The sequence below is a fragment of the Alkalibacterium indicireducens genome (genome assembly GCF_039522005.1).
Taxonomy (GTDB): domain Bacteria; phylum Bacillota; class Bacilli; order Lactobacillales; family Carnobacteriaceae_A; genus Alkalibacterium; species Alkalibacterium indicireducens.
Genome location: NZ_BAAADA010000204.1, coordinates 1 through 26,856 on the forward strand (window position 1 = coordinate 1; position 26,856 = coordinate 26,856).

The following is a 26,856-nucleotide window of genomic DNA, read 5'->3' on the forward strand; positions in this document are numbered from 1 at the left end:
ATTTGACAAAAAAGTAAAGCTATAACAGACTTTGTGTCACTTTTTATTGATTCCAGCTGTTAAACTCCCGAAATGACACCCGCTTCGAATAGTGCATCGATTTTTTCTTCGTGTGATTTTTTATAAAATTTACTCAGTTTAGTTGTATCCATTACACCGGTTCCTTCCTGATTCTCTCCTAACCATTATGAACGAATTTACCGTAAAAGAAAAGGAAGGACTGTTTAAGATTGAAATCTTGTTTACAAATTAGGCAAAATCTAGTATACTCGTATTAGTAATGACCCAATAACGGTTCTTTAGCTCAGTTGGGAGAGCACTACCTCGACAAGGTAGGGGTCACTGGTTCGAGCCCAGTAAGGACCATAAACAGTAATAGTTTTCCTAGTTCTTTGATGGTTATACTGTTACAAAATAGATAAGTAAAAGAGACGGGAGCGACTGACTGATTTAATAATCAGAAAAGTGGTCCCGTCTCTTTTAATGATTTAATACCACAAGATTTTAGGGCTACATTTAATTGATGTCTTCCAATTGTCGTTTTACACGAATCCATAGGTTATCGTGAAAATCGACATGAATACCGTTTTCTTCGATTTCATCAATTAAGTCAGGCAAAGGTCTCTTACTCTGCATGAAAATTTGTAAGCGCCGTTCTAACCCTGCATAGTGCCGTTTGTCTTTAGCTAGTATGGGCCAAACCGCTGGCTCACTAGATAAATGTGTTACTTTAGTCGTTTTCTTTTGTAAATTCACGTCCATATTTAGGATGTTAACTGCTGTGATATAGAACTCTAAGGTAACAATGTCGTTTCGTTGATTATCTACTGAGTTTTCTTTCATAAGAGTGCTCCTTTAGGATTGCTTAGGAAATGTTAGTTACGTAATGGTATTTTAAACAAAATGGTCATTAACGATTTTGAAAGCTACATTCTCTGTGTAAATTACGTATGTTTCTAACATTCTACATGTAACTAGATGTCCTCTACAGTAATCCTGGTAATATCCGCTTCAAGGTCTTTAACTGTACGATTTGCTACTTTCATTTTTGCTTTTTCAAAGTAGCTGCGTGCTAATCGTCCATTTCCAAAATCATTGGATCGATGTGCGTATTCTTTTACGAATCGCTTATGGAGGGCTGTGAGCGCTTTTTCGTCGAGAGAATATCCATCATTCTTTGCATGTAACTTAAAGATGTTAACCAACTGATCTGGGTTGTAATCAGGGAATTCTATGTGATAGTTGATTCTACTTGATACTCCAGAGTTAATACTGAAAAAGTCCTGCATTTCTTTTGTATAGCCTGCCACAATCACTACCAGTCTTTCGCGATTGTTTTCCATTTCTGTAATTAACGTGCTAACGGCTTCACTTCCAAAATCACTACTAGACCCACTAGAAGCTAAAGAGTATGCTTCATCTATAAATAGAACTCCTCCATATGCCTCTTTTACTTTATTTAAAGTTTTTGGTGCAGTTTGTCCAGTGTATCCAGCCACTAGGTCTTGCCTGGATACTTCGACAAGCTGTCCTTTTTTCAGTATACCTATAGACTTCAAGATCTTCCCAACTAGTCTAGCAACTGTTGTTTTACCGGTACCAGGATTGCCTAAAAAAGCCATGTGCAGTGTCATAGGTTTTGTCGGTAATCCCAATTCATCTTTGCGTTTTTCCACTTGGATATAGTTCATCAGACTAGTAATTTGTTCTTTTACATTGTCTAATCCTTCTAAACCGTTCAATTCTTCTAATAAATCATCTAAATCTTCACCATACAATTGCTCCAGATCGACTCCGAAGTCTACAGGAGTAAGCTGGGTTAGATTTTCTTTTGTTAATGAGTTTTCTCCAAATCGAAAGGCTTTCTCTCGAATAGCTGCTTCAATGATATTTCTCACTTCTCTTGCATTCGCAAAATGCTCATCTACTAATTTCTCACTGATTCTTTGTAAAAAGGCTTTCTCTCCATCTTCTGTTAATGTATAGTGTTCTTTTTTTGCAAAGGAATGAGCGATATCCAATAGTTGGTCTTCAGAATAGTCTTCAAATTGTATCTGTAAATTCACTCGACTAGAAAGACCAGGGTTGACTTTCATCAGTCTGCGCATCTCGTCGTTATAGCCGGACAAAATAACAATTAAGTTATCTCGATTATCTTCCATTGCCTTAATTAGAGTATCGATAGCCTCTGGACCGAAATCATTAGAATTTTCTGATCGTGGTGCAAGCGCATAGGCCTCATCGACAAACAACACTCCTCCCATTGCGGCTTCAATCGCTTCGCTTGTTTTTTGAGCTGTCGCTCCAACGTGTACAGCTACTAATTTCGAACGATCGACTTCCACAACTTCATTCTTCTCAATAATCCCTAATGAATGAAATATATCTCCTAAGATACGAGCCACTGTCGTTTTACCTGTACCTGGATTACCCAGAAAAGCAAAATGATATGCTGGTCTCTCGGATTCTTCGATACCTAGTAATTTTTGTCGATGCTGATTATACTCTACACTTTTAACAATTTTTTTAACCTCTTCTTTTACTGAATCTAACCCAATTAATGCGTCTAGCTCAGCCAGAGCTTCTTCTATTGTTTTTTCCTCTCTATTACCGTTTGTCTTCTTGAAAGGATTGGCATCCTCTTTTTCCCTCACGCGGATTTGTTCAATGAGTTCTTTAATCTCTATTAGAAAAGAAGAGTTGGGGTTGTTCCGATTAATTTGTTGGTAGACATACTTGAGTTTGTCATATTCTTTATGTAAAAAATAAGCTTGAGCTTTGTAGTATTCAAGCACTTCTGTATACTCTATCTCAGCAACTTCTTCTATCGCTCTTAAAATATCATCTAATTCTGAAGCATTATGAAGTAAAATCTTTACATTCAATTGCAAAGCTTCCACATTTTTTTCTTTCTCTAATATAGAAGAGATAAGTTTGCTAGCGTCATCGTGTTTCCTTTTATGGAAAGCTAACTTAGCTTGAGAAAGTTGTGTTTTGGTGCTTTCTTTATCTAATTCTGCTGCTTTTTCAACTGCTGTTTCAGCTTTTGTTATATTATCAGTTTCTATATACAATTCAACTAATAATACATAAAAATCCGGTGTATTTTCTCCTAATTCTTCAGCTTTCTTTGCAAAGCGTATAGCTCTTTCCAATCGTTGGTTTTCGAAGTAAGCACGGGCCAAATAATAATGGAACTTTGCCTCTTCAGGATATTTCCTTATTTCTTTTTTTAAGATAGAAATGGCTCGCAAACTATTGTTTTCTAGCATCAACTTGTTAACTTCTTTAATTACAGTATCAACTTTTTCTTCACTCATACTTAATATCACCATTCTCACTAATTTTTACTCTCTGCAAAGATTTTTTCTGTATTGTTTCGGGGAAAAATTTATTGTGTACAAGGTAAACTGCTAAACTAAGATATAACAGAGTGGTTATAGGTGATAGAACAGTAATAAGTAAAAACCAAATACCCATCGTCCACTTTAAAGAATCTTTAACATAAGTTTTATCAACTACCTTGTCATAGAATGTTCCTTTTCCTTCAAATTTCCATCTATTAATTTCATATCTAGGTCTAATAGAGGCATCAATTATAACAGCTAAAATAAGCGATGATATTAGAAAGGCGAAAATAACTGAAATAGACCATCTTCCAGAATTCAAGATGGATAATACGCTGATCAACGGGAACACAAGAACAGGTATTTTAGATTTATCAAACTCTTTTCCTAACGCATGTTTCGCTTTAGTTATTTTTTCATTCATTTCTGATTTTTCACTGTAGAATTTAGCTTTATCGATTAATTCTATATACTTTTGAATTTGCTCCTTACTAGTGAAGCAAGGAGAATGATCAATCTCTTGCACTAAACTATCTGCTTTCAAGGAATAAGCATTTGCTAATGTTTCAAAAACAAGTACATCATTTCTTTTTTCTTTTAATTGTTCAAAAAAGGGAAGCACACTATCAATATCCATATACTTAAGTAAATTATTGCATTCTTTTAGAGGGCGATCAAAACTGGGAAAAATATCTAAACTATTTTGAAAACTTATGAATGCTTCAACAGTTTCTCCCAAAACTTTTTGGGCGATTCCTAAATTACTATAAACATAAGCAGGGACATTCTTTTCAAGCTGAATAGCTTTTTGATAATAATTTTTTGCTAATTCAATATCATTATTATGATAAACACGTCCAGCAATTTCCCATCCTCGCCAATCTTTAGGATTCATGTCGATTAATTCTTTAGCAAGATTCATCGTTTCATTAAAATCCTCTAATTCTATAAAATCATTAGCTTTATTATAAATACGTGTATATTCTTCTTGAAAATTTCGCTTTGATGTTTGTTCTGTTTCGTGATGTTCTAAAGAGTTCATCTGATTTTTGTTTTGTTCTATTAACTCTATATCGTAAGCTGCTTTTTTAGTCTCATCAGTTAGAATACCTATAGCTTCTTCGGCCATCTCCATCTTTTTTTCTGCTTTATGTCTTACCTCTTGATCGGGGGCAGTTGTTCTGTTTCGCCATTTTCTAATAATGGCTTTCAGTTGCTTCCCTAACTCTTCACTACTTAAATCACTATTTAATTCTAATTCTGTGTAATAATTGACTTGTTTTACCACGTTGTTGTTTCACTCCTAACTTTTTGCTTAATGAATTCTAATGTCAGATATTTTGTTTTCTAATTCATCTACTTCTTTTTGAGTTAGATTCGATGTTCTTTCTATTTCTGCTTCACCTAGAAAATCTTGCGTATTTCCATCAAAAACCCTCACATGAACGACTCCATTTTCATCATAAGCAATCCTTGTTTCAATAGGATATCCAGCAGGTTGATTTTGTGGTATTTTAACCAAACAGTCCCCAATAACTTTGACATATTCAGGATCAGTATCTTCTCCTTCAGTAACTTGTAGTCTCAATTCTTCTTGATTATCAAATCTTGAAAAAACATCCTTATTTCCTTCCGCAGGTACTACGCTATTCTTAGGAACTACTATATCATTGAGCAGTACGTTATTGTCATAGAGTAACAGCCCTAATGAATGGGCATTCACATCGATAACTTCTTTTTGAAAAGCAATACTTTTTCCATCAATCATTTCTGCCTGTATAGCAGCCCCCATCGCTACAATTTCATCAGGATTCAACTCCTTAGAAGGTGTAATTCCTACTTCTTCTTTAATGAGCTCCTCAACTGCTGGCATTCTAGTAGAGCCGCCAACGAGTAAAACTTTATCTAAATCTTCAAACTCTAAACCCGCATCTTCTATCGCGTCTTCCATAATCAATGCGGTTCTATCTATGAAACGCTGCGTCATTGATTGGAATTCTTCACGAGTGATTTCTGCTTTTAATTTTTGACCTCCTACATATATAGAAAACTTTGCTTTATTACGACTTGATAATGTTTTCTTAGCTTCTTCAGACTTTACTCTTAAATCTTGTAATGCTTCGTCATCGTCATAAACATCTACACCATGTTCTTCTTCGATTTTTTTTATGAAATATTTGCTAATCTCATTATCGAAGTCAAATCCTCCAAGGTTTCTATCTCCTGCAGTAGATAAAACTCTTACCTGCTCAGGCGAGTATTCCATTACCGTAATATCGAATGTACCTCCACCTAAATCATAGACAAGAACATTTTGTTTCTCATCTGTATCATTCGAATAAGCTAATGCTGCTGCAGTTGGCTCGTTAATAATTTTTAAAACATTTAATCCAGCTATTTTACCTGCATCTTGAGTGGCTTTTCTTTGAGCATCATCAAAGTATGCAGGCACAGTAATAACTGCTTCATGTACGGGTTCGCCTAAAACATCTTCTGCATCTTTTTTTAAGCGTTTTAAGATAATTGCAGAAAGCTCCTCAGGTTTAAACTCAGTGTCATCTTCAGTGATAAATTTATATTTTTCTTCTCCCATTTGTCTTTTAATGTACTGCACTGTATTTTCTGGTTCGTCCACTGAAGCCTCTTTTGCATGAACACCCACAATGAATCCTCCATCTTCGTATAATAGAACGGATGGAGTGGTACGATCTCCTTCTCTATTTTCGATTATTTGTGGTACGCCTTGTTCATCTATGTATGCTACTGCTGAGTTTGTCGTTCCTAAATCTATTCCTATTTTTTTATAAGTACGCTCATGTACTGTTTGTTCTGTCAACTTTTTATCGTATACATTTTTTTTATCTGGATCAGTGAGAATATTCATGGCCTCTTCAGTTATTTCCATCATTTTTTCTGCTTTATGTCTTATTTCTTGATCCGGAGCATTCGTTCTATTTCGCCATTTTCGGAGAATAGCTTTCAGTTGTTTATCTAGTTCTTCCGCACTCAAATGTCTATCTATTGCTAATTCCATATAATAATTGACTTGTTCTGTCATATTAATTTCCACTCCCGATACTATGATAAGTTCATTACGATGTCTGAAGGTTATATTTTGTGAGAAAAAGGCTCAAGCATAGCCCGAGCTCTTTGGTTCATATTACTCTACCACTTCTCATTACCATAAAATAATACTTTATCGTGTTTTACTGCTTTTAGCCAAGTTTTAATTCCACTAAATGGAGCAATAATAGCGATCCATATTAGGATAACGAAATTTTGAAGAAAAATTTTTCCTAATACCGTCCAAATAGAGCCAATATAAAAGATCCTTTTTGACAAATTGTCTATTATCCCACCTTTAAAACTCCAGAAAGAATAGTGCCAAAATTTCCAAGCTATAATAGAGTAAATCAGCGGATAGATGCTATCTATACTAAATAAAGTATCGTCATTTATAAAAGGCCATGTAAAGTTAGAGACCCAAGAACGAAGTATAAGGAATAGTAGAACACAGCTAATAAGTCTTCTTATATTGTACTGATTTCTATATTCAGGTGTTAAATGTTTTTTTATAGAGTCGTTCGTCTCTTTTACTTTAATAAGGAAGTCTTTATGTTTGTTGTGTGCACCCGGATCTTTTAAAATTGTACTTTTTTCTTTCATTTCTTCACTCCTTCTTTAATATCGAATTTAATTATCAAAAGATAAACCAACGATTGAAATTATAGGTTATCCCCAATAGTTATACACATAGACCAGCGTCATTAATTGCTTGTTTTAAATCATTAACTTCAACTCCAGTGCTATTTTATAACTAGTGAAATAGTTTAAATTAATAAACGCACAGTAAATAATGATATAATCATTTTTTCTATAGTCGTTCCATTAATTTAGCGTGGAACCTCTAAAACTATGTAAATTTTATAGCGAAATTGACTGTACAGTACCAATTATATCAAAGTTTGTTGGTTTAGCAATTTGTTTCTGTAATATCTTTTAATAGCATTAAGATGAGTAAAGTTTTCGAGGTGAAAATCATATTTATAAATATGGAGAAAAGCGGCTTCCTAATGTTGCAAGTATAAGAAGCTAAAGCAGTCTACTTTAGCTGATAAAACTGATAGTATATACGGATCGCATTAAATTGTATAGACGTTAATATTAGTTCGGAAACTCTTTTTCTAATACGTTAATGCTTTTTAAAAGAATTATGAGCTAAAAAATAGATTAATAATTTTATTAACGAGTAGGGCGAAAAATAAATGCTGAAAAAAGCCACTCCCCTAAGATTAGCTGTCCATTCCGATACCCATGAAATAATTAATGTGTATATTTTTTGAGTATATCCTTGAATTTATTTAATTCATCTGAGCTTTCTCTAATTCAAATATTTTTTTTTTGAAATAATAGTTTTTTAAACTTGTATTTTCAACAATTAATCAGTGTTGCAATTCATTTTACAACACACTGTTTTTTAAACTTTATTGTACTCTAAAGTTAGACCCATTGGGGAGCATAAGGGATTTTGAATGGATAATGTACACAACTAGTGTGCAGGTCTTTTTTGTATGTTAGGGTTAAACTGATGATAGGCGTCCGCTGCTTCTGTGGCATTATTTGTTTAGTGCCAGACCACTCGATGGCTCCCGTGACCCTAATTTCATCTTAAATGATGATTTTTGAAAGTCGCAATACTTTAATGTAAGCTAAATTTAGATCTTACGACCAACTCGAGGTGAAAAGAAGCAATGAGTGGGCTCTAAGACGCATCTTACGACCAACTCGAGATGAAAAGAAGCAGTGAGTGGGCTCTAAGACGCATCTTACGACCAACTCGAGATGAAAAGAAGCAGTGAGTGGGCTCCAAGACGCATCTTGCGACCAACTCGAGATGAAAAGAAGCAGTGAGTGGGCTCTAAGACGCATCTTGCGACCAACTCGAGATGAAAAGGAGCAGTGAGTGGGCTCTAAAACGCATCTTGCGACCAACTCGAGATGAAAAGAAGCAGTGAGTGGGCTCCAAGACGCATCTTGCGACCAACTCGAGACGAACAGAGCCAGTGAGTGGGCTCTAAGACGCATCTTGCGATCAACTCGAGATGAAAAGAAGTAGTGAGTGGGCTCTAAGAACCATCTCATGACTAACTCGCTCCGATAAGCGGCAATTAGCTCGAACAATCAAAGTTTGAAAATAAAAGATGAAAGATTATACATACACTATCTGAAAATAAGCCGGGTAATACTTATCATTCAAACATTTGAAATTTTGGCTATATTAGCCTATGAGGTTGCTACAGTAGGGTTTGATCAGGCGAGAGAAAATCCATTGTGGTTTCCGATGGTAGCGACAGGCGCAGTCTATGCCTATCTTCAGTCCAGTATCAGTATCGATCAGGAGTCAAAAAAAGTAAATTCGAAAACATCTTTAATGATAGCCTTGAGCATAGTCGGAGTGATTGCTCTAGTACTTGGTTTGGCTTCGGCTATGACCGACGGAGGAACACCAGTAACTGGACTTATTCTTGGTCTGGTCTTCTTTGTATGTGGATTAGTTCCGTCTGTCTATATCTACAATCTGCGAAAAGAGCGTGAGGATGATACAGCCGATTAGAAAAGAAAAAAATCAGCATCATTCTTCAGCTTATTTATGGGATCAGTTTCTAGTCTGCCTGTGTTAAACTATACTAAAAATGAAAGGGGGATGTCTTTGGGTACTCTATTTATATTGATGCTTGAGCGTGTTGGACTGATAATCGTATTGGCATATGTTCTGTTAAGCATTCCTTACTTCAAGAAGGTCTTAAAAGATAGAAATCTCTGGAGAAACAAACTGCAATTGATGATCATATTCAGCTTATTTGCCTTTATATCAAACTTTACTGGGGTTGAAATCAGTGGAGATCAGCAAATTGTGAATCAGCTGTTTATCCCGTTGGATGTTACTTCTTCGCTGGCAAATACTCGTGTTTTGACTATCGGGGTATCTGGTCTGATCGGAGGGACACCAGTTGGGCTGGTTGTGGGCTTAGTCTCTGGTTTCACACGTTATCTTCAAGGAGGCAGTGATCCGCATATCTACGTTATATCTTCTACACTAATTGGTTTACTCTCAGGCTTGTTCGGCAAGGCATCAATCGAAAAGATGGTTTTTCCATTGCCAATTAAGGGTGTTTATATTGGTGCGCTTATAGAAATGGTTCAGATGGCAGCGATTCTCATGCTAAGCAGCAACTTTATTCAAGCCTGGCAATTAGTTCAGCTGATTGCACTCCCTATGATTTTAACGAATAGCATAGGGATGGCTCTTTTCCTTTCGATTATTCAATCCTTCAATAAACTTGAGCAGGAGACGAAAGCCGTTCAGACACATGCTGTGCTGGATCTGGCGGATACAACCTTGCCCTACTTCAGAGCAGGTTTAACCGAGGAAGCAGCGGGACAAGCAGCTAAAATCATTCTCGATACAATGAAGGTTTCTGCGGTCAGTATCACTGACACGGAAAAAATTGTGGCGCATGTGGGAGCTGCAAGTGATCATCATAAGCCGCCACATTTGATTTTGACTGACCTGTCCAAAGAAGTGATCCAGACAGGTGATGTCAAGGAGGTTCATTCACGCACAGAAATTGGTTGTCATGTTAAAGATTGTCCGCTTGAGGCCGCAATTGTGATACCCCTGACTGTGAGAGACAATGTACGTGGGACCTTGAAGTTTTACTTTACTGATCACAATGATCTGACTTATGTCGAAAGACAACTGGCAGAAGGTCTAGGTAAAATTTTCTCTAGTCAGCTGGAATTTGGAGAAGTGGATCTTCAGAAGCGATTGCTTCAGGACGCGGAAATTAAGTCACTACAAGCTCAAGTCAACCCTCATTTCTTTTTCAATGCATTGAATACCATTTCTGCCTTGATTAGAATAGACAGTGAGAAAGCGAGAGATTTATTGTTTCAGCTGAGTGCATTTTTCCGTTCCAATCTTCAGGGTGCGAGAGAAAATCTCATAACGATTGAAAAAGAACTGGAACAAGTCGATGCCTATTTAAGTCTGGAACAGGCCCGTTTTCCGGATCGATTTACCGTGGTCAAAGACATTGATGACTCGGTTAAAGGGTATTCAATTCCCCCTTTCATGATTCAAATATTAGTAGAAAATGCATTAAAACATGCTTTTAAAGGAAGAAAAAGCGACAATGAGGTTGTCATTAGAATAGTCAGTCAAGAAGACAAGGTTGAAATTAGTGTAGAAGATAATGGGACAGGTGTGAAAGAAGTTGTCTTAAAAGATCTGGGGATCAGAAAAGTGGCTTCAGATGAAGGCACGGGTTCTGCCGTGGAGAATTTAAATAAACGGCTTGTCAGTTTGTTTGGAAAAGAATCAGGGCTTCAGATTCAAACAGGAGAGACAGGAACTGTTTTAAAAAGTCATATTCCTAAGAAAAGAGGTCTCCAATGAATATACTGATTGTAGAAGATGAATACTTGGCAAGAGCCGAATTAAATCATCTATTGAAACAAGATTCAAGAGTGGCTCATGTAGAAGAAGCCGACTCGATTCAGGATGCTATGAAAATCATGCTTACTCAGTCAATCGATATTACTTACTTGGATATTCATTTGACGGATGAAAGTGGAATGGAGCTGGCTGACCTCATCAATGAAATTCCAGATCCGCCGGTTATTATATTTGCGACGGCGTATGATCAATACGCACTCAAGGCTTTTGAAAAAAATGCAAGAGATTATATTTTGAAGCCATTCGAAGAGAAGCGAGTAAGAGCATCGTTAGATAAGGCAATAAAAGAAAGTGAATCATCATCAGCAAAAGAGCAAATAAGCAAGCCGGCACCGGATGCCGTCCCTGTCCAGACAGAGGACAAGATTTATATGGTGAAAATGTCTTCGCTCGTCATGGTAGAAGCGATGCAAGGGAAAGTGATTGTTCACGAAGATAATAATCAGCATGAAAGTAAAGGGACTTTACAGTTTTGGGAAGAAAAGTTACCAGAAGAGACATTTATGCGTGTGCACCGGTCTTACATTATTAATCTGGATAAAATACAGGCTATAGAACCATGGTTCAACAATACTTACCAAGTTACGCTTGAAACTGGTATTAAAGTACCTGTCAGCCGATCCTATATTCAAGTGTTCCGTGATAAGGTAAATATCTGATGTCACTCAACTGCTGATTATTGCATTTCGCCTCAGCTTATAGGTATTTCACCAAAAAATAAACCATAATTGCTTTTCTTCCAGTAAACTAAGCTTATTAAAATAACGCTTTCAAAAACTGGAGGAAAATAAAATGATAACGCTTATAGGTGGGATAGCAGTCCTCATTCTTGGGTATTTTACTTACGGAAGATTTATTGAAAAAAACTTTACTATCGAACCAGATCGGCCAACTCCCGCAGAAACGCTCAGAGATGGTTATGACTTCGTTCCTATGCCGAAATGGAAGAATGCAATTATTCAGTTGTTGAACATTGCAGGGACTGGACCCATTTTCGGCCCAATAATGGGAGCGCTTTATGGTCCTGTTGCATACGTATGGATTATCTTTGGAGCAATCTTTGCGGGAGCCGTTCATGACTACATGGTAGGAATGATTTCTCTTCGGAATAACGGTGCTCACTTGCCGGAACTGGCGAGTAAATACCTTGGAAAGCCAGTCAAACACGTGGTCAATATCTTTACGATGCTCCTTTTACTGTTAGTAGGAACAGTATTTGTAACGTCACCTGCGAGTCTTATATTAAACTTTACGCCAAGCTGGATAACGATCGGTATGATTACAGGCATTATTTTTATATACTATATTGTTTCTACTGTATTGCCTATTGATAAAGCTCTAGGTAAGGTATATCCGATTTTTGGAGCCATATTGATTATCAGTACCATCGCTATTGGAACAAGCTTATTAGCTGGAGGGCACAGTATTCCGAATCTTTCCCCGGCGACTTTGTCCAACTGGCATCCGGAAGGTACGCCGGTATTTCCAATCCTGTTCTTTACGATATCATGTGGAGCGATATCAGGATTTCATGCGACGCAATCACCAATGGTCTCTCGGACGAGTACAAACGAACGTGAAGGACGCTTTACTTTTTACGGTATGATGATTGCGGAAGGCATAATTGCCATGATCTGGGCTGCAGCAGCGATGTCTCTCTTTGACGGGCAGACATTAAGTCAGATGATTGCCAGCGGCACACCTAGTGTAGTCGTCAACCAGGTCTCTATTCTATTATTAGGGAATATTGTTGGGACGGTAGCTATCTTTGGAGTCATTGTGCTTCCGCTGTCGTCTGGATTATCTGCATTCAGAAGTCTACGAACGATTCTGGCAGATTACTTACACATCAAGCAGGATACATTGAAGAAAATCTTAATGCTGACGATTCCTTTGTATGTCATTTCTTTCGGACTAACACAAATCGACTTTAATCTGTTGTGGAGATATTTCAATTGGGCAAATCAAGTCACTGCAGTTATTGCTCTGCTAGTATCTACCCGTTATCTGTATCTTAAGGACAAAAACCATCTTGTCACACTTATCCCAGCAACTTTTATGTTGTACGCAGTATTTGTCTATATCGTGAGCCAGCCAATTGGTCTGGGACTCGAACTGGGGTTACCAACTTATACGTTGTCGCTCATAGGAACAGGATTATTGCTAACTTTATTCTGGTCTTCAGGAAAGAAACAGAAAACTGGGCTATCCTCAGATTCATCACTATTAAATGATCACAGATCGTCATCTCGTCGTGTCAGTGGCGCAGTTAAATAAAGAAACCACAAAAAAACGGCAGGAGTCATGTTTATGACTTCTGCCGTTTTGTGTTGGTATTGATCTTATTACTGATTAAGTGACACATCTCTCAGCATCAAGATACCTGTTGGATGCTGCCATAGTCCCTCTACATCATCACTTACAGCCAGAAGGAATTCCTGGTGGTGGATGTAAAGCATAGGCGCTTCGTCTACAAGGATTTCTTGAGCTCTGCTGTATAGGTCAAGACGTTCGTCTTCGTCAGAGCTTTGGCGTGCTTCTTCAAGTACTGAATCTAGTTCATCAGTAGCGAAGAATGTACGGTTACCCGCTTCACCGAAGTTGTCAGAGTGGAACAGTGGATACAGACCGTAGTCTGCATCACCAGTTACTGTAATCCATCCTAGGATGAACATGTCGTGTTCGCCGGCAGCTGTATCTTCAAGATACGCACCCCATTCAACAATCTCGATTTCAACGTCGATGCCGATTTCTTCAAGTTGTGCTTGTACTGCTGTAGCCGTATCAATACGATCCTGGTTATCATTTGTCCAAAGTGTTGTGGAGAAGCCATCTTCGTAACCTGCTTCAGCAAGTAGTTCACGTGCTTCTTCGACATTGTACTCAAGACCAGATATATTTTCGTCATGCCCAAAGACATCTGGAGCTAACGGGCTCTCTGCAGGAATTCCTACACCATCGTAGATTCCGTTAATGATCGTATCTTTATCAATGGCTTTAGAAATAGCCTGACGTACCAATGGATCATCGAATGGCTCTTTTTGAGTATTGAATCCGATGTATGATAGACCAACAGATGGTTGACTGTTGACAGACATGCCGTCAGTACCTTCTACACGACTAACATCAGACGGGCTGAGTGGGTCTGAGATGTGGATCGCACCTGTTTCAAGGTCAGCTAGACGAGTGGATCCCTCAGGAACGACTCGGAAAGTGATGGAATCCAGTGCTGGTGCACCACCCCAGTAATCGTCGTTTCTGTTAAGAACGATTTCGTCACCTGGAGTCCAGCTTTCGAATACAAATGGTCCGGTACCGACAGGGTTTTCATTGATGACACTTCCTGGTTCAGAGCCGTTCTCAATTGCTTCGTAGTCTGCTGCGATGACTTCTGCTGACATCATTCCTCCACCAGTGTGAGCAATATGTGCTGGAAGTGGGGAGAATGGATACTCGGTCACAAACTCGACAGTATAATCATCGACAACATTAATTTCCTCTACCATTTCGTACAAGAACGCACGAGGAGAAGCAATATCCTCATCAAGAATACGTTCGAAGTTGGCTTGAACAACATCAGCGTTGAATTCAGAACCATCATGGAAGGTAACATCTTCACGTAGTGTGAACTGCCATGTTAAGTCATCGACCATTTCCCATTCTGTTGCTAATCCAGGTTGAAGCTCCATATTCTCATCTTGAATCAGTAAAGCTTCGTAAATATTGTAAGCAACGTTACTTGAAGGAGTATCATTTGAACCATGTGGGTCAAGAGAAACAGCATCAGATAGTTGACCAATAACTAAATCTCCACCCTGAGCACCTTCAGTATCAGTCCCAGTTTCTTCTCCGGGATCAGTTCCACCGTCGACCGGATCACTATCATCTGTACCACAAGCAGCAAGTAAAAGCGCTGCAGCAGTTAATGATGTGAAAAATAACGATCGTTTATTCATTTTTCTCATTATTAATGCACTCTCCTTTTATCGTGTAACATTTGTAAAGTGAAATATAAGTTATACTATATCGAAGAACTGTTTAAAGGTCAAGTTATTTATTAATATTTTAGAATGTCTTTTTAACCTTATTTTAATTTAAAGGGCAGATCCACCCTATCTTCCATTAGAGAATAAGAAAAAGAATTAAGTTAAGATTACATAAAATATAATTACACTAATACTTTGATGGGCATTTACTAATCTATTGATTCAAATTAAGTTGCAAAAAAGGGAGTGATATGTAAAAATAGATAAAAATGATTATGTTATAATTTCGAAAGTCGTCATTCTTTATACATTTTTTATGCTTTTAATGTATAAATAATCGCGTCTTTTATACGTAGAATAGAAAGGAACAGGTATTATGCAGGAAGAAGTAAATTTAAACACCGGAAGTCCAAGTGGGCAGGAGCCCGTTAATCACAATATTGTAAGGTTTCAGGATTTCTGGAAGAAGTTTTACCGTAACAAATCAGCACTTATTGGAGGAACGCTGATCATATTGCTTATTTTAACTGCTTTAATAGGTCCGTATTTAACACCATACGGCCCTAACGCTCAAAACTATGACGCCCGACTTGTTGGTCCTTCCTTGGAGCACTGGTTCGGAACAGACCATCACGGGAGAGATATCTTCAGCCGAATTATACACGGTATGAGTATCACATTGCGAGTAGGATTTTCATCTGTTCTGATTGGGATGACTATTGGAGTAGCGTTTGGAGTTGTCTCCGGTTACTTTGGGGGCTGGGTCGATACTATAATCATGCGATTTATGGATATTCTATTAGCCTTTCCGGGAATCCTTCTGGCGCTTGCTATTGTCAGTGTCTTAGGTGGTGGAATGAATAACGTTATTATATCTGTAGCGATTTTCTCAATTCCCGTGTTTGCCCGTATTTCGAGAGGGTCTACATTGGAAGTTCGAGAGCTGGAATATATCGAGGCTGTAAAAGCTTTAGGTGCAAGTGATTTTAGAATTATCGTTTTACATGTCCTTCCTAATATACTTTCACCAATTATTGTTCAGGCAACACTTAATATCGCAACATCTGTCTTGACTGCTAGTGGCCTATCCTTCTTAGGAATGGGTGCACAGCCACCAACACCTGAATGGGGTGCAATGCTAAGTGATGGACGTAATCACATGTGGGATGCGCCACATGTATCTACAATTCCAGGGCTGGCTATCGTAGTTGTTGTCTTGGCTTTCAACATTTTTGGCGATGGACTTAGAGACGCGCTGGATCCGAAATCGAAAAACTAGAAAAGAGGGAATTATTGTGTTGAAATTTTTAGGTAGACGACTGATACAGACTATCCCCGTATTGATTGGTGTGACTGTGTTGACGTTCAGTATGATGCTTCTGATACCCGGTGACCCGGCTCAGATTATGGCGGGGGAGAGTGCATCTCCTGCACAGCTTGAAGCAGCGAGAGAACGACTGGGTTTAAATGATCCCGTTCCAGTCCAGTACTATAATTATGTAAGTGGCGTAGTTAGAGGGGATTTAGGCAACTCGATTCGTAGTGGACGAGCTGTATCTACTGAAGTCTTCGGAAGACTGGCTCCAACGGTAGAGCTGGCATTTTATAGTACATTATTATCGGTATTTATCGGGCTGACTGCTGGGGTCGTGTCAGCTGTCCGGCGGTATACATTTATCGACTCCACACTCATGTTCGGGGCACTTTTTGGTTTATCCATGCCTAATTTCTGGTTAGGACTCATGCTCATACAATGGCTGGTCATTGGGACAGGCTGGTTCCAAGCTTCAGGTTGGGGTACCCCTCAGCAGATGATTCTACCTGTCATAACTTTAGGGACGGCCGGCTCAGCTATTATTGCAAGAATGACGCGTTCAAGTATGCTTGAGGTTATTGAGCAGGATTACATTCAAACGGCACGCGCAAAAGGAGTCAGTGAGAAAAAAGTTATTTACAAGCATGCCTTGCGTAACGCAATGGTACCCGTAGTAACTGTCGTCGGCCTGCAATTTGGATCTCTTCTTGGAGGGGCGGTTATTACAGAAACAGTATTTGCAATCAATGGGTTGGGACGACTGATCATTAACTCGATTCGAGCTAGAGATTTTCCGGTTGTTCAAGGAGGAGTATTGGTCTTTGCCTTCCTGTTTGTTTTTGTCAATATTATGGTCGATGTCATCTATCGATTGCTCAATAAACGAATTGACCTGAACTAAGAGTAAACGAGAGAGTAATAATAGGCAGGCTTAGAGCTTGTCTTCATGAGTATAGATTGTGTATTCGAGAGGATGAATGAAAGTGCAAGATAAATTACTTCACGTAGAAAATTTGAACATATCGTTTTCTACAGGGGACACCCTTCTGGAAGTGGTATCCGATGTATCCTTTGACATCGACCACGGTCAGACAATTGGGATCGTTGGCGAATCCGGGAGTGGGAAAAGTGTTTCTGCTCGAGCTATTATGCAGCTTCTAGGAAATAATGCAGTGGTCGGATCAGAAAGTATCATTACCTTTAATGGAGAAGATATATTAAGTAAATCAGAAAAAGAAATGAGAAAAATACGTGGAAATGACATCGGCATGATTTTCCAGGACCCGATGACTTCACTGAACCCTACAATGAAAGTAGGAAAGCAGATTTCCGAAACGATTCGTATTCATGAAAATGCATCGAAAAAAGAGGCAGCTGCTAGAGCGAAGGAAATTATGCGTCTAGTAGGGATCCCGAATGTTGACGAACGATTTGATCAGTATCCCTTTGAATTTTCAGGGGGAATGAGACAGCGGATCATCATTGCCATTGCATTGGCATGTAGCCCGAAACTGCTGATTGCGGATGAACCAACGACGGCTTTGGATGTAACGATTCAGGCTCAGATTCTGGACCTGCTTAAAGATATTCAAGAAAAAACCGGGACATCCATACTGCTAATCACACACGATTTTGGTGTAGTAGCCAATATGTGTGAAAAAATCGTAGTTATGAATAAAGGAAAAGTAGTTGAAAGTGGAACGACTAGTGAAATATTTACGTCTCCTAAAGAAGAGTATACAAAGAAACTTCTGGCTGCTATTCCTAACCTGCATGAGGAAAAATCACCTGAATCAAAAGAGAAGCTGGTTCAAATATACTCCGGCACGCGTGAAAAATTGTTGGAAGTCAATAAACTGGCTAAGCATTTTCCTATAGGGAGAAAGAATACTTTAAAAGCTGTTGATAGCATTTCGTTTGATATCTATAAAGGTGAAACTCTTGGTCTGGTAGGTGAATCCGGATCAGGGAAATCGACGACCGGTCGCACACTCCTTCGTCTTCATGAAGCAACAAGTGGTGAAACAATTTTTGAAGGCAGTGATTTAAATACCTTTAAGAAAAAACAGATGAAAGAAATGAGAAAGAAAGTCCAGTTTGTTTTCCAAGACCCATACTCTTCACTCAATCCACGTAAAACAGTAGAGGATATTATTGGAGAAGCGTTGGATATTCATAAACTGGCAGCGAATAAGAAACTGCGTAGAGAACGTGTTGAAGAGTTGCTGACTTTAGTCGGTCTGGACACATCCTTTGCAAAGCGTTTCCCTCATGAATTCTCAGGGGGGCAGCGTCAACGTATCGGAATCGCAAGAGCACTTGCTGTCGAACCAGAATTTATTGTGCTGGATGAACCGTTATCTGCTTTGGATGCATCCGTCCAATTGACAATAGTGGATCTTCTGGAAGAGCTGCAGCGCAAACTGAATCTGACTTATCTATTTATTGCTCACGATCTGGCGACTGTTAAAAAGTTGTCTGACCGGGTAGCTGTGATGTATAAAGGTCAAATTGTCGAGCTGACTGATTCAGAAGAACTGTTTACAAATCCGATGCACAATTACACAAGAAAGTTGCTGTCTGCTATACCGGTGCCTGATCCGCACTATACGGCCACGGATGCATCGTTTGCACATGATGATTCGGTAGAAATATCTCTAGAAGGCCAGACATTACAAGAAGTGAAAGCAAATCACTGGGTTATGCAGTAGATAAGAATAATCATAAAAACATGAACATGCTCTTTTTAGTCAGAAGACTAATTAAGGGCATGTTTTTATTTATAGAAAATGATGCATTTTAGTTCTAGTCCAGCTTCATTGTTTACCGGTTAGTTAACTGGATTAGTATTCAAAGGGCTATTCGTAGAGGCTTCGGAGTAGGGTATGCTAAAGTTAAGTAAGACGAAACAAATAATTACCTTAGTCTATAGAATCAGGAAAGGAGCCTTTTTAATGAGTGAAGTCAATTACTCTTCTGAAGATTATCTGAATAAAGTGGATGCCTGGTGGCGGGCGGCGAATTATCTATCGATCGGACAGATTTATCTGAAAGACAATCCTCTGCTCAAGCGTCCCTTAAAAAAAGAGGACATCAAAATCAATCCAATCGGGCATTGGGGGACTGTTCCAGGACAGAACTTTGTTTATGCCCACTTGAACAGAGTCATCAATAAGTACGATCTGAACATGTTCTTCATTGAAGGACCAGGTCACGGCGGTCAAGTCATGGTGTCAAATGCCTATTTAGATGGGAGTTACTCGGAAGTCTATCCAGATATAACGACAGATGAAGAGGGTATGGCAAAACTCTTTCAGCAGTTCTCTTTCCCGGGAGGAATCGGCTCTCATGCGGCTCCAGAAACACCGGGATCCATTCACGAAGGTGGAGAGCTCGGTTACGCCCTGTCTCACGCGACAGGTGCTGTACTGGATCATCCCGATCTGATTGCAGCAGTCACTATTGGTGACGGTGAAGCTGAAACTGGTGCATTGGCTACCTCCTGGTTTTCAAATGTGTTCATCAATCCCGTAACTGACGGTGCAGTCCTGCCCGTCCTGCATTTGAATGACTACAAAATTGCAAATCCGACGATTCTTTCACGCAAGTCAGATGAAGAACTGACAAAGTACTTTGAAGGACTCGGCTGGACTCCTTTATTTGTCGAAGGAGACGATCCCGACAACATGCATCCGAAAATGGCTGACACATTGGATCAGGCGATCGAACAGATCCAGTCTATTCAAAAAAACGCGCGTCAAAAGTCGGCAGAAGATACTGAGATGCCGCACTGGCCGGTAGTTATTCTCCGCAGTCCAAAAGGATGGACGGGACCTGAAGAATGGGACGGGGAGCCGGTTGAAGGGACATTCCGATCGCATCAGGTGCCGATCCCTGCAGAGCAAGGCAGCATGGAATACAGCGAAGCGTTAACTGACTGGATGACCGCTTACCGACCAGAAGAGCTCTTTGACGAAGAGGGCAAATTGATCGAAGAGTTGAAAGCTATCGCACCAAAAGGAAACAAACGGATGGGAGCCAATCCTGTAACCAATGGAGGCATCGATCCCAAACCACTGAAGCTCCCTGACTGGCACAGACATGCACTTGAAATTTCTACTCCTGGAGCTGAAAAGGAAAAGGATATGATGGTGTTCGGTCGATTTGCCCGTGACATTATTGATTTAAATCCAGATAATTTCCGGATAATCAGTACCGATGAACTGAAGTCCAATCGGCTGAATGAAGTCCTGGAGACGACAGATCGCCAGTGGATGGAAGATATCGATGAACCGGAAGACGAAGCGCAGTCAAGTACTGGGCGTGTGATCGATTCACAGTTGTCCGAACACCAGGCTGAAGGCTGGATGGAAGGTTATGTCCTGACAGGCCGCCATGGGTTCTTTGTCAGTTATGAAGGCTTTCTGCGCATTGTCGATTCGATGCTGACGCAGCATTTTAAATGGATACGAAAAGCTGACGAACAGAAGTGGCGCCGCAAGTATCCGTCACTGAACATCATTGCGTCATCATCAGTTTTCCAGCAGGATCATAATGGCTATACGCACCAGGATCCTGGCATCAGCACGCATCTGGCCGACAAGAAGCGCGAGTACATCAGAGCGTACTTCCCGGCTGACGCCAATTCACTGATGGCTGTCATGAATAGAGTCTTGACCTCGACACAGAAAGTGAACCTCATTGTGTCAAGCAAGCATCCGCGTCCGCAGTTCTATTCAGCGGAAGAAGCAGAAGAGCTGATCGACAAAGGACTTAAAGTGATCGACTGGGCAAGTGTTAATGACTCAGACGACCCGGATATCGTCATCGCCGCTGCCGGAACAGAACCGAATTTGGAAGCTCTGGCCGCGATATCGATCCTTCACAAAGCCTATCCTGATTTGAGTGTTAGATTCATCAACGTGGTGGACCTGTTAAAACTGGCCAGCCAGAAAAAGGATTCACGTGGCTTGAGTGATGAAGCCTTTAATAAGTTGTTTACTAAGGATAAACCTGTTCTCTTCGCTTTCCATGGGTATGAAGGGTTAATAAGAGGCTTGTTTTTCGATAGAGAAAACAGACAGCTGATCACTCATGGCTACCGGGAAAATGGGGACGTGACGACGCCATTCGATATGCGAGTAGTCAATGAACTCGACCGTTTCCATCTGGCTAAAGACGCTGCCCACGCAGTATACGGTGAACAGGCTGCAGAATTTGAAAACGAGATGGACCGGCTGCTGGACAAGCACCATCATTACATTCGGGAACACGGCGATGATATGCCTGAAGTGACCGAATGGAAATGGGAGCCTTTGGATAGATTTAAGTGATTAATTCATGACTTTGATTTAAAAATCAACGTGTTTGGTCCTAGTGTAGCACATTTATCGTCAGCCTATAGAGTAGAGGGTGCATACCCATTATGGGCTCTTAAATCTCCTGTCCTGAATGGGTCCTGATCAATTCTAAGGAAGTGACCCAGCGAAAAACGATGGTATAATTTCCTTTCGCTAACGCTTGCATTTTTACATAAGTATGCTTAAATTAAGGTAAAGACGGGATCATCGAATGAGTGGAGGCTGTCATGGATAGAGAAATCAGACAATCTAATTTGAAGCTGTTTTCAATGAATTCCAATCGTCCCTTGGCTGAAGAAATTGCTGAGGAAATTGGAATGGAGCTGGGCAAAGCGGATATTACCCGGTTCGAAGATGGAGAAATACGGATCAACATAGAAGAAAGTGTGCGTGGAGCTGATGTGTATATCCTGCAGTCCACAAATGATCCGAGCAACGACTATATTATGGAAGTCCTGATCATGATCGACGCATTGAGACGGGCCAGCGCCAGAACGATCAATGTAATTATGCCTTATTACGGGTATGCCCGGCAGGACAGAAAGCCGGGGCTACGTGAAGCAATCACAGCTAAGGTAGTGGCGAATATGCTGACGATTGCCGGAGCCACACGGATGATTACCATGGACCTGCATGCACCTCAGATTCAGGGCTTTTTCGATATTCCAATGGATCATCTGTCCGCCATTGCAACGCTGGCGAACTATTTCCTTGACAGAGACTTCGGGGGAGAAGAGACCGTTGTTGTTTCACCAGATCATGCCGGAGTCTCTCGAGCCAGAGAAATGGCTGAGCTGCTTGACTCCCGGTTGGCGATTATCGACAAACGACTGGCAGATGAAGATATTGATGAAGAAATGCATGTAGTGGGTGACGTGTCAGGGTGCACCTGTATCTTATTCGATGATATCATGGACACGGCAAAAACTGTCACAAAAGCCTGCGAGTTACTCAAGGAAGCCGGTGCAAAAGACGTGTATGTCTGCGTGACACATCCTGTATTATCTGATAACGCCATCGATCGGATCGACCAATCGGGAATCAAAAAAGCGATCGTGACGAATACGATCGATATCAGAGAAAAAAGCAGCTGCGAACTGATAGAAGTCATCAGCATCGCTCCGATTTTAGGGGACGCGATCAGACGGATCCAGAGACACCAGTCGATCAAGCCACTTTTCGACAAGCATTATGTAGACAAACTTGAAAAGCGTCTTAATAACTGAATAGAGACAAGCATCCACTTCCAGTCCCATTAATCAGGTCTGGAAGTGGATTTTTTGGTAGAGGCCGAATATGAAGCCAGTATCTCAATGAAGCAGGTGCAAACGTCATTTGACAGTAATAGATTAACCGAAATCTGTTGAAACCCCATATGGAATCCAGTTTATTTCGTTTGCATTTTCAAAAGAAAAGAGTACACTATAGGTGAGGATAAGGGAAAGCATTAGTAACGAGAGAAAGGAGGGTCAGGGATGAGTGACTTATTCCCAACCAGAAGGGACTTCATGGATTTCGGCAGACGGTTTTTCGATGATGCGTTAGGGCAGAACTTCGGAGACTTCGGTCAGTTCAAGACGGATATCATTGAAAAAGATGAGGCATACGTTGTAGAAGCAGAATTACCGGGCATGTCAAAAGAAAACATTGAACTGGATTATAAAGACAACGTTCTGTCGATCACTGCTAAAAAAGAAACTGAATCAGATGAACGCGATGATGAACGTCAGTATATTAGAAGAGAGCGTTCCAGTCGTTCATTCAGTCGTCAATTTATCATTCAGGATATCGATGAAGACAACATCAGTGCACAGTTTGAGAAGGGGCTATTAACGATCACTTTGCCTAAGCAAAATCCGACACAGTCCAGATCTAAACGTATTGAAATCGAATAGACTTATTACATCTTCCGACCGCTGAACTCATTACAGGCGGTCGGAGATTTCTTTGTCTTCTGTCTGATACCATTTTCTTGTATAAATAGCTGATACATACTAAACTGTAAATAAACTAACAATTGAGGAAGTGTAAACGTGAAAATAGCCCAATCCATTACAGAATTGATCGGTCAGACACCATTATTGAAACTGAACCGTCTGGTGCCGGATGATTATGCAGATGTTTATGTAAAAATCGAGATGCGTAATGCAGGAGGAAGTGTGAAAGACCGCATTGCCTTGAACATGATTGAAGAGGCAGAGAAAGAGGGTCTTCTGAAAGAAGGCGATACGATTGTTGAAGCGACCAGTGGAAATACAGGTGTCGGTCTGGCGATGATCGCTGCGGCTAAAGGGTACAAGGCAGTGTTTGTCATGCCGGATACGTTAAGCGTGGAAAGACGTTCCCTGATGAAAGCTTACGGTGCGGAACTTGAACTGACGCCTGGAGATGATGGCATGCCGGGAGCCATGGACAGGGCGCAGACGCTGGCCGAACAGGATAATTACTTCATGCCGTCTCAGTTTAAGAATCCGGCAAATCCTGCTGTTCATATTCAGACAACGGGTCCTGAAATCATCGAAGCACTTGAAGGAAAGACTCCGGATGCTTTTGTAGTAGGGGTCGGAACTGGTGGAACACTGACTGGAGCAGGAAAAGTGATGAAACTGCATAATCCTGCTGCTCAAATCATTGCGGTCGAACCGCATGAATCAGCGGTATTAAGTGGAAGAGAAAAAGGGAAGCACAAAATCCAAGGGATAGGGGCAGGTTTCATTCCGGACATCCTTGAACGGGATCTGATTGATGAAATCGTGACCGTTACAAGTGAAGAAGCTATCGACATGACGCGTGAAGTGGCCCGGAAAGAAGGGCTACTGGTTGGTATTTCGTCAGGAGCCAACATTGCGGCAGCTATTCGAGTGGCAAAACAGCTGGGCAAAGGGAAAACGGTCGTGACTGTCGCCCCGGATACCGGTGAACGTTATCTTTCTACTCCAGTATTCTCGATTGAAGAAGAGGGCGAGTAGGTCAAAACAGTCAATGCAGCTGACTCAAATAAGTAAACAGCCGTGTACCGGAAGGACTGTACGTCCAAATCGGTAAACGGCTGTTTTTTTGTCCATTTAGTATAAAATTAGTCTTCATCTGAAGAAGACAGACCCATCTCTTTCTTCATGCGGGCAAGTTCATCTTCAACAGCTGCCGACCCTGATTCTGATGCATATTTTTCCTCAAGGATCGCTGCTTCGTCTTTATGTTCCTTATTCAAGTCAGCCATAGCGTTGGACTCGTCCAGACGGCGGCTGGCTTTTTCTTCCATCCGTTCAAAGGAGCTCATAGCACCTTTAGATTTTCCAGCAGATTCTGACGCTTTGTTCAGCTTGTCCTGAGTATCTGCAACGGACAGCTGAGCTTTTATCATAGCCCGACGCTGACGCATTTTTTCTATATCAGTGGCCAGTTTGTCATGCATCTGCCGCATCTTGGTTGCATTCTCATGTGCTTTTGCATAGGCATTAGTGAGTCCTGTACCAATATCTTCGAGTTCCTGCTTCTTGGCAAGAAAAACTCGTGCATCACCGTCGTTGCCTGCTTCCAAGGCTTTTCTAGCAAAGTTACCATACTTGGCTACTTCAGCTTCATTATCATCCACCAGACGTTTGGCTCGTGTTTCCTCTGCCATAACACTGGCTGTATTCTGCTTCACTTCTGCCAGATCGTCCATCATCTTACGCAAGTACTGGTCGATCATTTTTTCCGGATCTTCCATACGGTCCATCAGAGCATTGACGTTTGCACTGATAATATCTGAAAAGCGGTCTAAAATTGCCATGTTTTCATCCTCCTATAGTGATGGTGCATGTTAATAGTTATCCCAATTATCATCCTCGTACTTTTTAGATAGATCTTCAGCTTCTGAACGCCCGAATGTATCGATCGGTTTGTTCAGCATATCGTCTGTCCGTTTAGCTTCTTTTTCTTTGGCATCCTGACGTGACTTCCACCATTTATATAACACGTAAATCAAAACAACGAGCCCGAAAATACTCAGTACTGGGATCCATGGAGATGTCGTGACTTCCATGATCCGATCAGCTGCATCTCTGAACGAGTTGCTGAAATATTCCTCATCAGTCAGGTTTCCATCAGCGTAATATCTGTCCAGATAGTCGAGCAGGATGTCTCCAGCTTCTCTATCGATCACACTTCTAGCCTGAGAACCAACGACATAATAAGTCGTATAGTCATTAGGTCGAGGTTCAAGGAAAACCAGCAGAAGGTGGGCTTCATCTGTAAATAATTCATCATATAAGTTATTTGCGTATGCTTCCACTTCATCCATTGAAGGTGATGTATTGCCGTCAATATCTCCAGTGATGTAGACATGAGGCTGGACACCCGTTTCATTGTAGAAATGGCGAAGTCCGTCGACCATACGGGTGTGATTCCCGATCCAGTCCAAGTTATCTGTATAGTAATCCGTTTCATTTACGGAACCTGAGGGCAAAGGCTCTCGCTCAACAGTGGACGTAGTGATACTACCTGATCCACCGTTTCCGCCAGTTCCAAAGTTCCCTACTGTAGACAGCAGGCTGAACATGATGAACAGGAATATCATGACGGTGAAAATACTGCCGCAGCCCATAAATCCACAGCCACCGCCACCTCGAGGGTATCTCCTTCGCCTGCCTAAACCGCCAAACATCCAGATCGGTCCCATGCGAGGCCCGTAATGTCTGGGTCGCCTATTGTAGCCGCCCCCGAAACCGCCACCGAAGCCTCCACCGCCTCGACCACTGCCACCGAAGCTTCCGCCGCCTCTACCGGCTCCACTGCTGCGTCCGCCACCGCCTCGACCACCGCCGAAACCACCGCCACGTCCACCGCCACTGAAGCCTCCGCCGCCACCACGGCCGCCTCCTCTTCCCATATGTATCCTTCCCTTCTTCGTGCAGTAATTACCAATTTTTTTGTTTTTTCGTGTTGTTTTAATGCAACTATCGTTGCTCTATCAATTAAAATACAAAAAGGCACCTCTTCCCCCCTTAATCTGATAAAATGAAGTTCACTAAAAACAAACATTCATCACTTAAGGAGTGAAAAGAGATGCCTAATCTACTTCAGATTATCATGTATTTAGTTAATAAAATCAAGTGGCAAAACAGTTTGATTCAACTTTTAAACGATTATATTACTTGGCTTGAAGATCGGGAGTTTAACAGCTGGAATCAATAAAAAGTGACACAAAGCCTGTTATGGCTTTATTTTTTTGTCAAATTTGATAGACTTATATTGTAGTACTATGTAGTAATATTTTATAATAGAGATACATTTAAAAGGAATGAGGATTAGCTATGCGTATTAAAAAGAATAAATCTAAACATTC

19 protein-coding genes and 1 tRNA gene are annotated in these 26,856 nt (G+C 40.6%); 12 read left to right on the forward strand and 8 right to left on the reverse strand.

Going from position 1 to position 26,856, the window contains the following annotated elements; genetic code table 11:
• Positions 1-293 precede the first annotated feature (293 nt).
• Positions 294-366, forward strand: a tRNA-Val gene (locus tag ABFX15_RS11375).
• 150 nt (positions 367-516) lie between these two features.
• Here ABFX15_RS11375 and ABFX15_RS11380 read toward each other — a convergent pair.
• The 5 genes from ABFX15_RS11380 to ABFX15_RS11400 form a co-directional block, all read right to left on the reverse strand.
• Positions 517-843 carry a hypothetical protein gene (locus ABFX15_RS11380; RefSeq protein ID WP_346025520.1) on the reverse strand — a complete coding sequence of 109 codons (327 nt, stop codon included), beginning with the start codon at positions 841-843 and terminating at the stop codon, positions 517-519.
• Between the two features lie 131 nt (positions 844-974).
• On the reverse strand, positions 975-3,320 hold the full coding sequence (locus ABFX15_RS11385; protein WP_346025521.1) for an AAA family ATPase: 2,346 nt from the start codon (positions 3,318-3,320) through the stop codon (positions 975-977).
• A complete protein-coding gene (locus ABFX15_RS11390) occupies positions 3,313-4,635 on the reverse strand; it encodes a tetratricopeptide repeat protein (protein WP_346025522.1) in 1,323 nt (440 codons plus the stop codon). The genes ABFX15_RS11385 and ABFX15_RS11390 overlap by 8 nt, the downstream gene beginning before the upstream one ends.
• A gap of 27 nt (positions 4,636-4,662) precedes the next feature.
• Complete coding sequence (locus tag ABFX15_RS11395; RefSeq protein WP_346025523.1) at positions 4,663-6,405, reverse strand: Hsp70 family protein; 1,743 nt, start codon at positions 6,403-6,405, stop codon at positions 4,663-4,665.
• Between the two features lie 107 nt (positions 6,406-6,512).
• Positions 6,513-7,013, reverse strand: coding sequence for a hypothetical protein (locus tag ABFX15_RS11400; RefSeq protein ID WP_346025524.1), 501 nt, complete (start codon positions 7,011-7,013; stop codon positions 6,513-6,515).
• Between the two features lie 1,603 nt (positions 7,014-8,616).
• Here ABFX15_RS11400 and ABFX15_RS11405 point away from each other — a divergent pair.
• From ABFX15_RS11405 to ABFX15_RS11420, 4 genes are all read left to right on the forward strand, one after another.
• The gene (locus tag ABFX15_RS11405) at positions 8,617-8,961 is read left to right on the forward strand and encodes a hypothetical protein (protein ID WP_346025525.1); all 345 of its coding nucleotides are present in this window, start codon (positions 8,617-8,619) and stop codon (positions 8,959-8,961) included.
• A gap of 96 nt (positions 8,962-9,057) precedes the next feature.
• Positions 9,058-10,806 carry a LytS/YhcK type 5TM receptor domain-containing protein gene (locus ABFX15_RS11410; RefSeq protein WP_346025526.1) on the forward strand — a complete coding sequence of 583 codons (1,749 nt, stop codon included), beginning with the start codon at positions 9,058-9,060 and terminating at the stop codon, positions 10,804-10,806.
• Positions 10,803-11,525: a LytR/AlgR family response regulator transcription factor gene (locus ABFX15_RS11415; RefSeq protein ID WP_346025527.1), complete on the forward strand. Its 723-nt coding sequence runs from the start codon at positions 10,803-10,805 to the stop codon at positions 11,523-11,525. The genes ABFX15_RS11410 and ABFX15_RS11415 overlap by 4 nt, the downstream gene beginning before the upstream one ends.
• A 133-nt stretch (positions 11,526-11,658) precedes the next feature.
• Entirely contained in the window at positions 11,659-13,143 is a 1,485-nt protein-coding gene (locus ABFX15_RS11420; protein WP_346025528.1) for a carbon starvation CstA family protein, read from the forward strand.
• A gap of 68 nt (positions 13,144-13,211) precedes the next feature.
• On the opposite strand, the gene ABFX15_RS11425 is transcribed toward ABFX15_RS11420, so the two are convergent.
• Entirely contained in the window at positions 13,212-14,831 is a 1,620-nt protein-coding gene (locus tag ABFX15_RS11425; RefSeq protein ID WP_346025529.1) for a glutathione ABC transporter substrate-binding protein, read from the reverse strand.
• 397 nt (positions 14,832-15,228) lie between these two features.
• Between ABFX15_RS11425 and ABFX15_RS11430 the strand changes: the two genes are divergently transcribed.
• The 7 genes from ABFX15_RS11430 to cysK all read left to right on the forward strand — a co-directional run bounded on the left by ABFX15_RS11430 (position 15,229) and on the right by cysK (position 24,496).
• Entirely contained in the window at positions 15,229-16,131 is a 903-nt protein-coding gene (locus tag ABFX15_RS11430) for an ABC transporter permease (protein WP_346025530.1), read from the forward strand.
• 16 nt (positions 16,132-16,147) lie between these two features.
• On the forward strand, positions 16,148-17,068 hold the full coding sequence (locus ABFX15_RS11435) for an ABC transporter permease (protein WP_346025531.1): 921 nt from the start codon (positions 16,148-16,150) through the stop codon (positions 17,066-17,068).
• 82 nt (positions 17,069-17,150) lie between these two features.
• Positions 17,151-18,878 carry an ABC transporter ATP-binding protein gene (locus ABFX15_RS11440; RefSeq protein WP_346025532.1) on the forward strand — a complete coding sequence of 576 codons (1,728 nt, stop codon included), beginning with the start codon at positions 17,151-17,153 and terminating at the stop codon, positions 18,876-18,878.
• Between the two features lie 243 nt (positions 18,879-19,121).
• A complete protein-coding gene (locus ABFX15_RS11445) occupies positions 19,122-21,500 on the forward strand; it encodes a phosphoketolase family protein (RefSeq protein ID WP_346025533.1) in 2,379 nt (792 codons plus the stop codon).
• A 254-nt stretch (positions 21,501-21,754) separates the two neighbouring features.
• A complete protein-coding gene (locus tag ABFX15_RS11450; protein WP_346025534.1) occupies positions 21,755-22,753 on the forward strand; it encodes a ribose-phosphate diphosphokinase in 999 nt (332 codons plus the stop codon).
• 249 nt (positions 22,754-23,002) lie between these two features.
• Positions 23,003-23,422 (forward strand): Hsp20/alpha crystallin family protein, encoded by a 420-nt coding sequence (locus ABFX15_RS11455; protein ID WP_346025535.1) that lies wholly within the window; start codon positions 23,003-23,005, stop codon positions 23,420-23,422.
• A 138-nt stretch (positions 23,423-23,560) separates the two neighbouring features.
• Positions 23,561-24,496 (forward strand): cysteine synthase A, encoded by a 936-nt coding sequence (gene cysK, locus ABFX15_RS11460; protein ID WP_346025536.1) that lies wholly within the window; start codon positions 23,561-23,563, stop codon positions 24,494-24,496.
• 107 nt (positions 24,497-24,603) lie between these two features.
• Here cysK and ABFX15_RS11465 read toward each other — a convergent pair whose 3' ends face one another.
• Together ABFX15_RS11465 and ABFX15_RS11470 are read right to left on the reverse strand one after the other, a co-directional pair.
• Positions 24,604-25,302, reverse strand: a complete 699-nt coding sequence (locus ABFX15_RS11465) for a PspA/IM30 family protein (protein ID WP_346025537.1) — start codon at positions 25,300-25,302, stop codon at positions 24,604-24,606.
• A gap of 30 nt (positions 25,303-25,332) precedes the next feature.
• Positions 25,333-26,400 carry a hypothetical protein gene (locus tag ABFX15_RS11470; RefSeq protein ID WP_346025538.1) on the reverse strand — a complete coding sequence of 356 codons (1,068 nt, stop codon included), beginning with the start codon at positions 26,398-26,400 and terminating at the stop codon, positions 25,333-25,335.
• Positions 26,401-26,856: the final 456 nt, after the last annotated feature.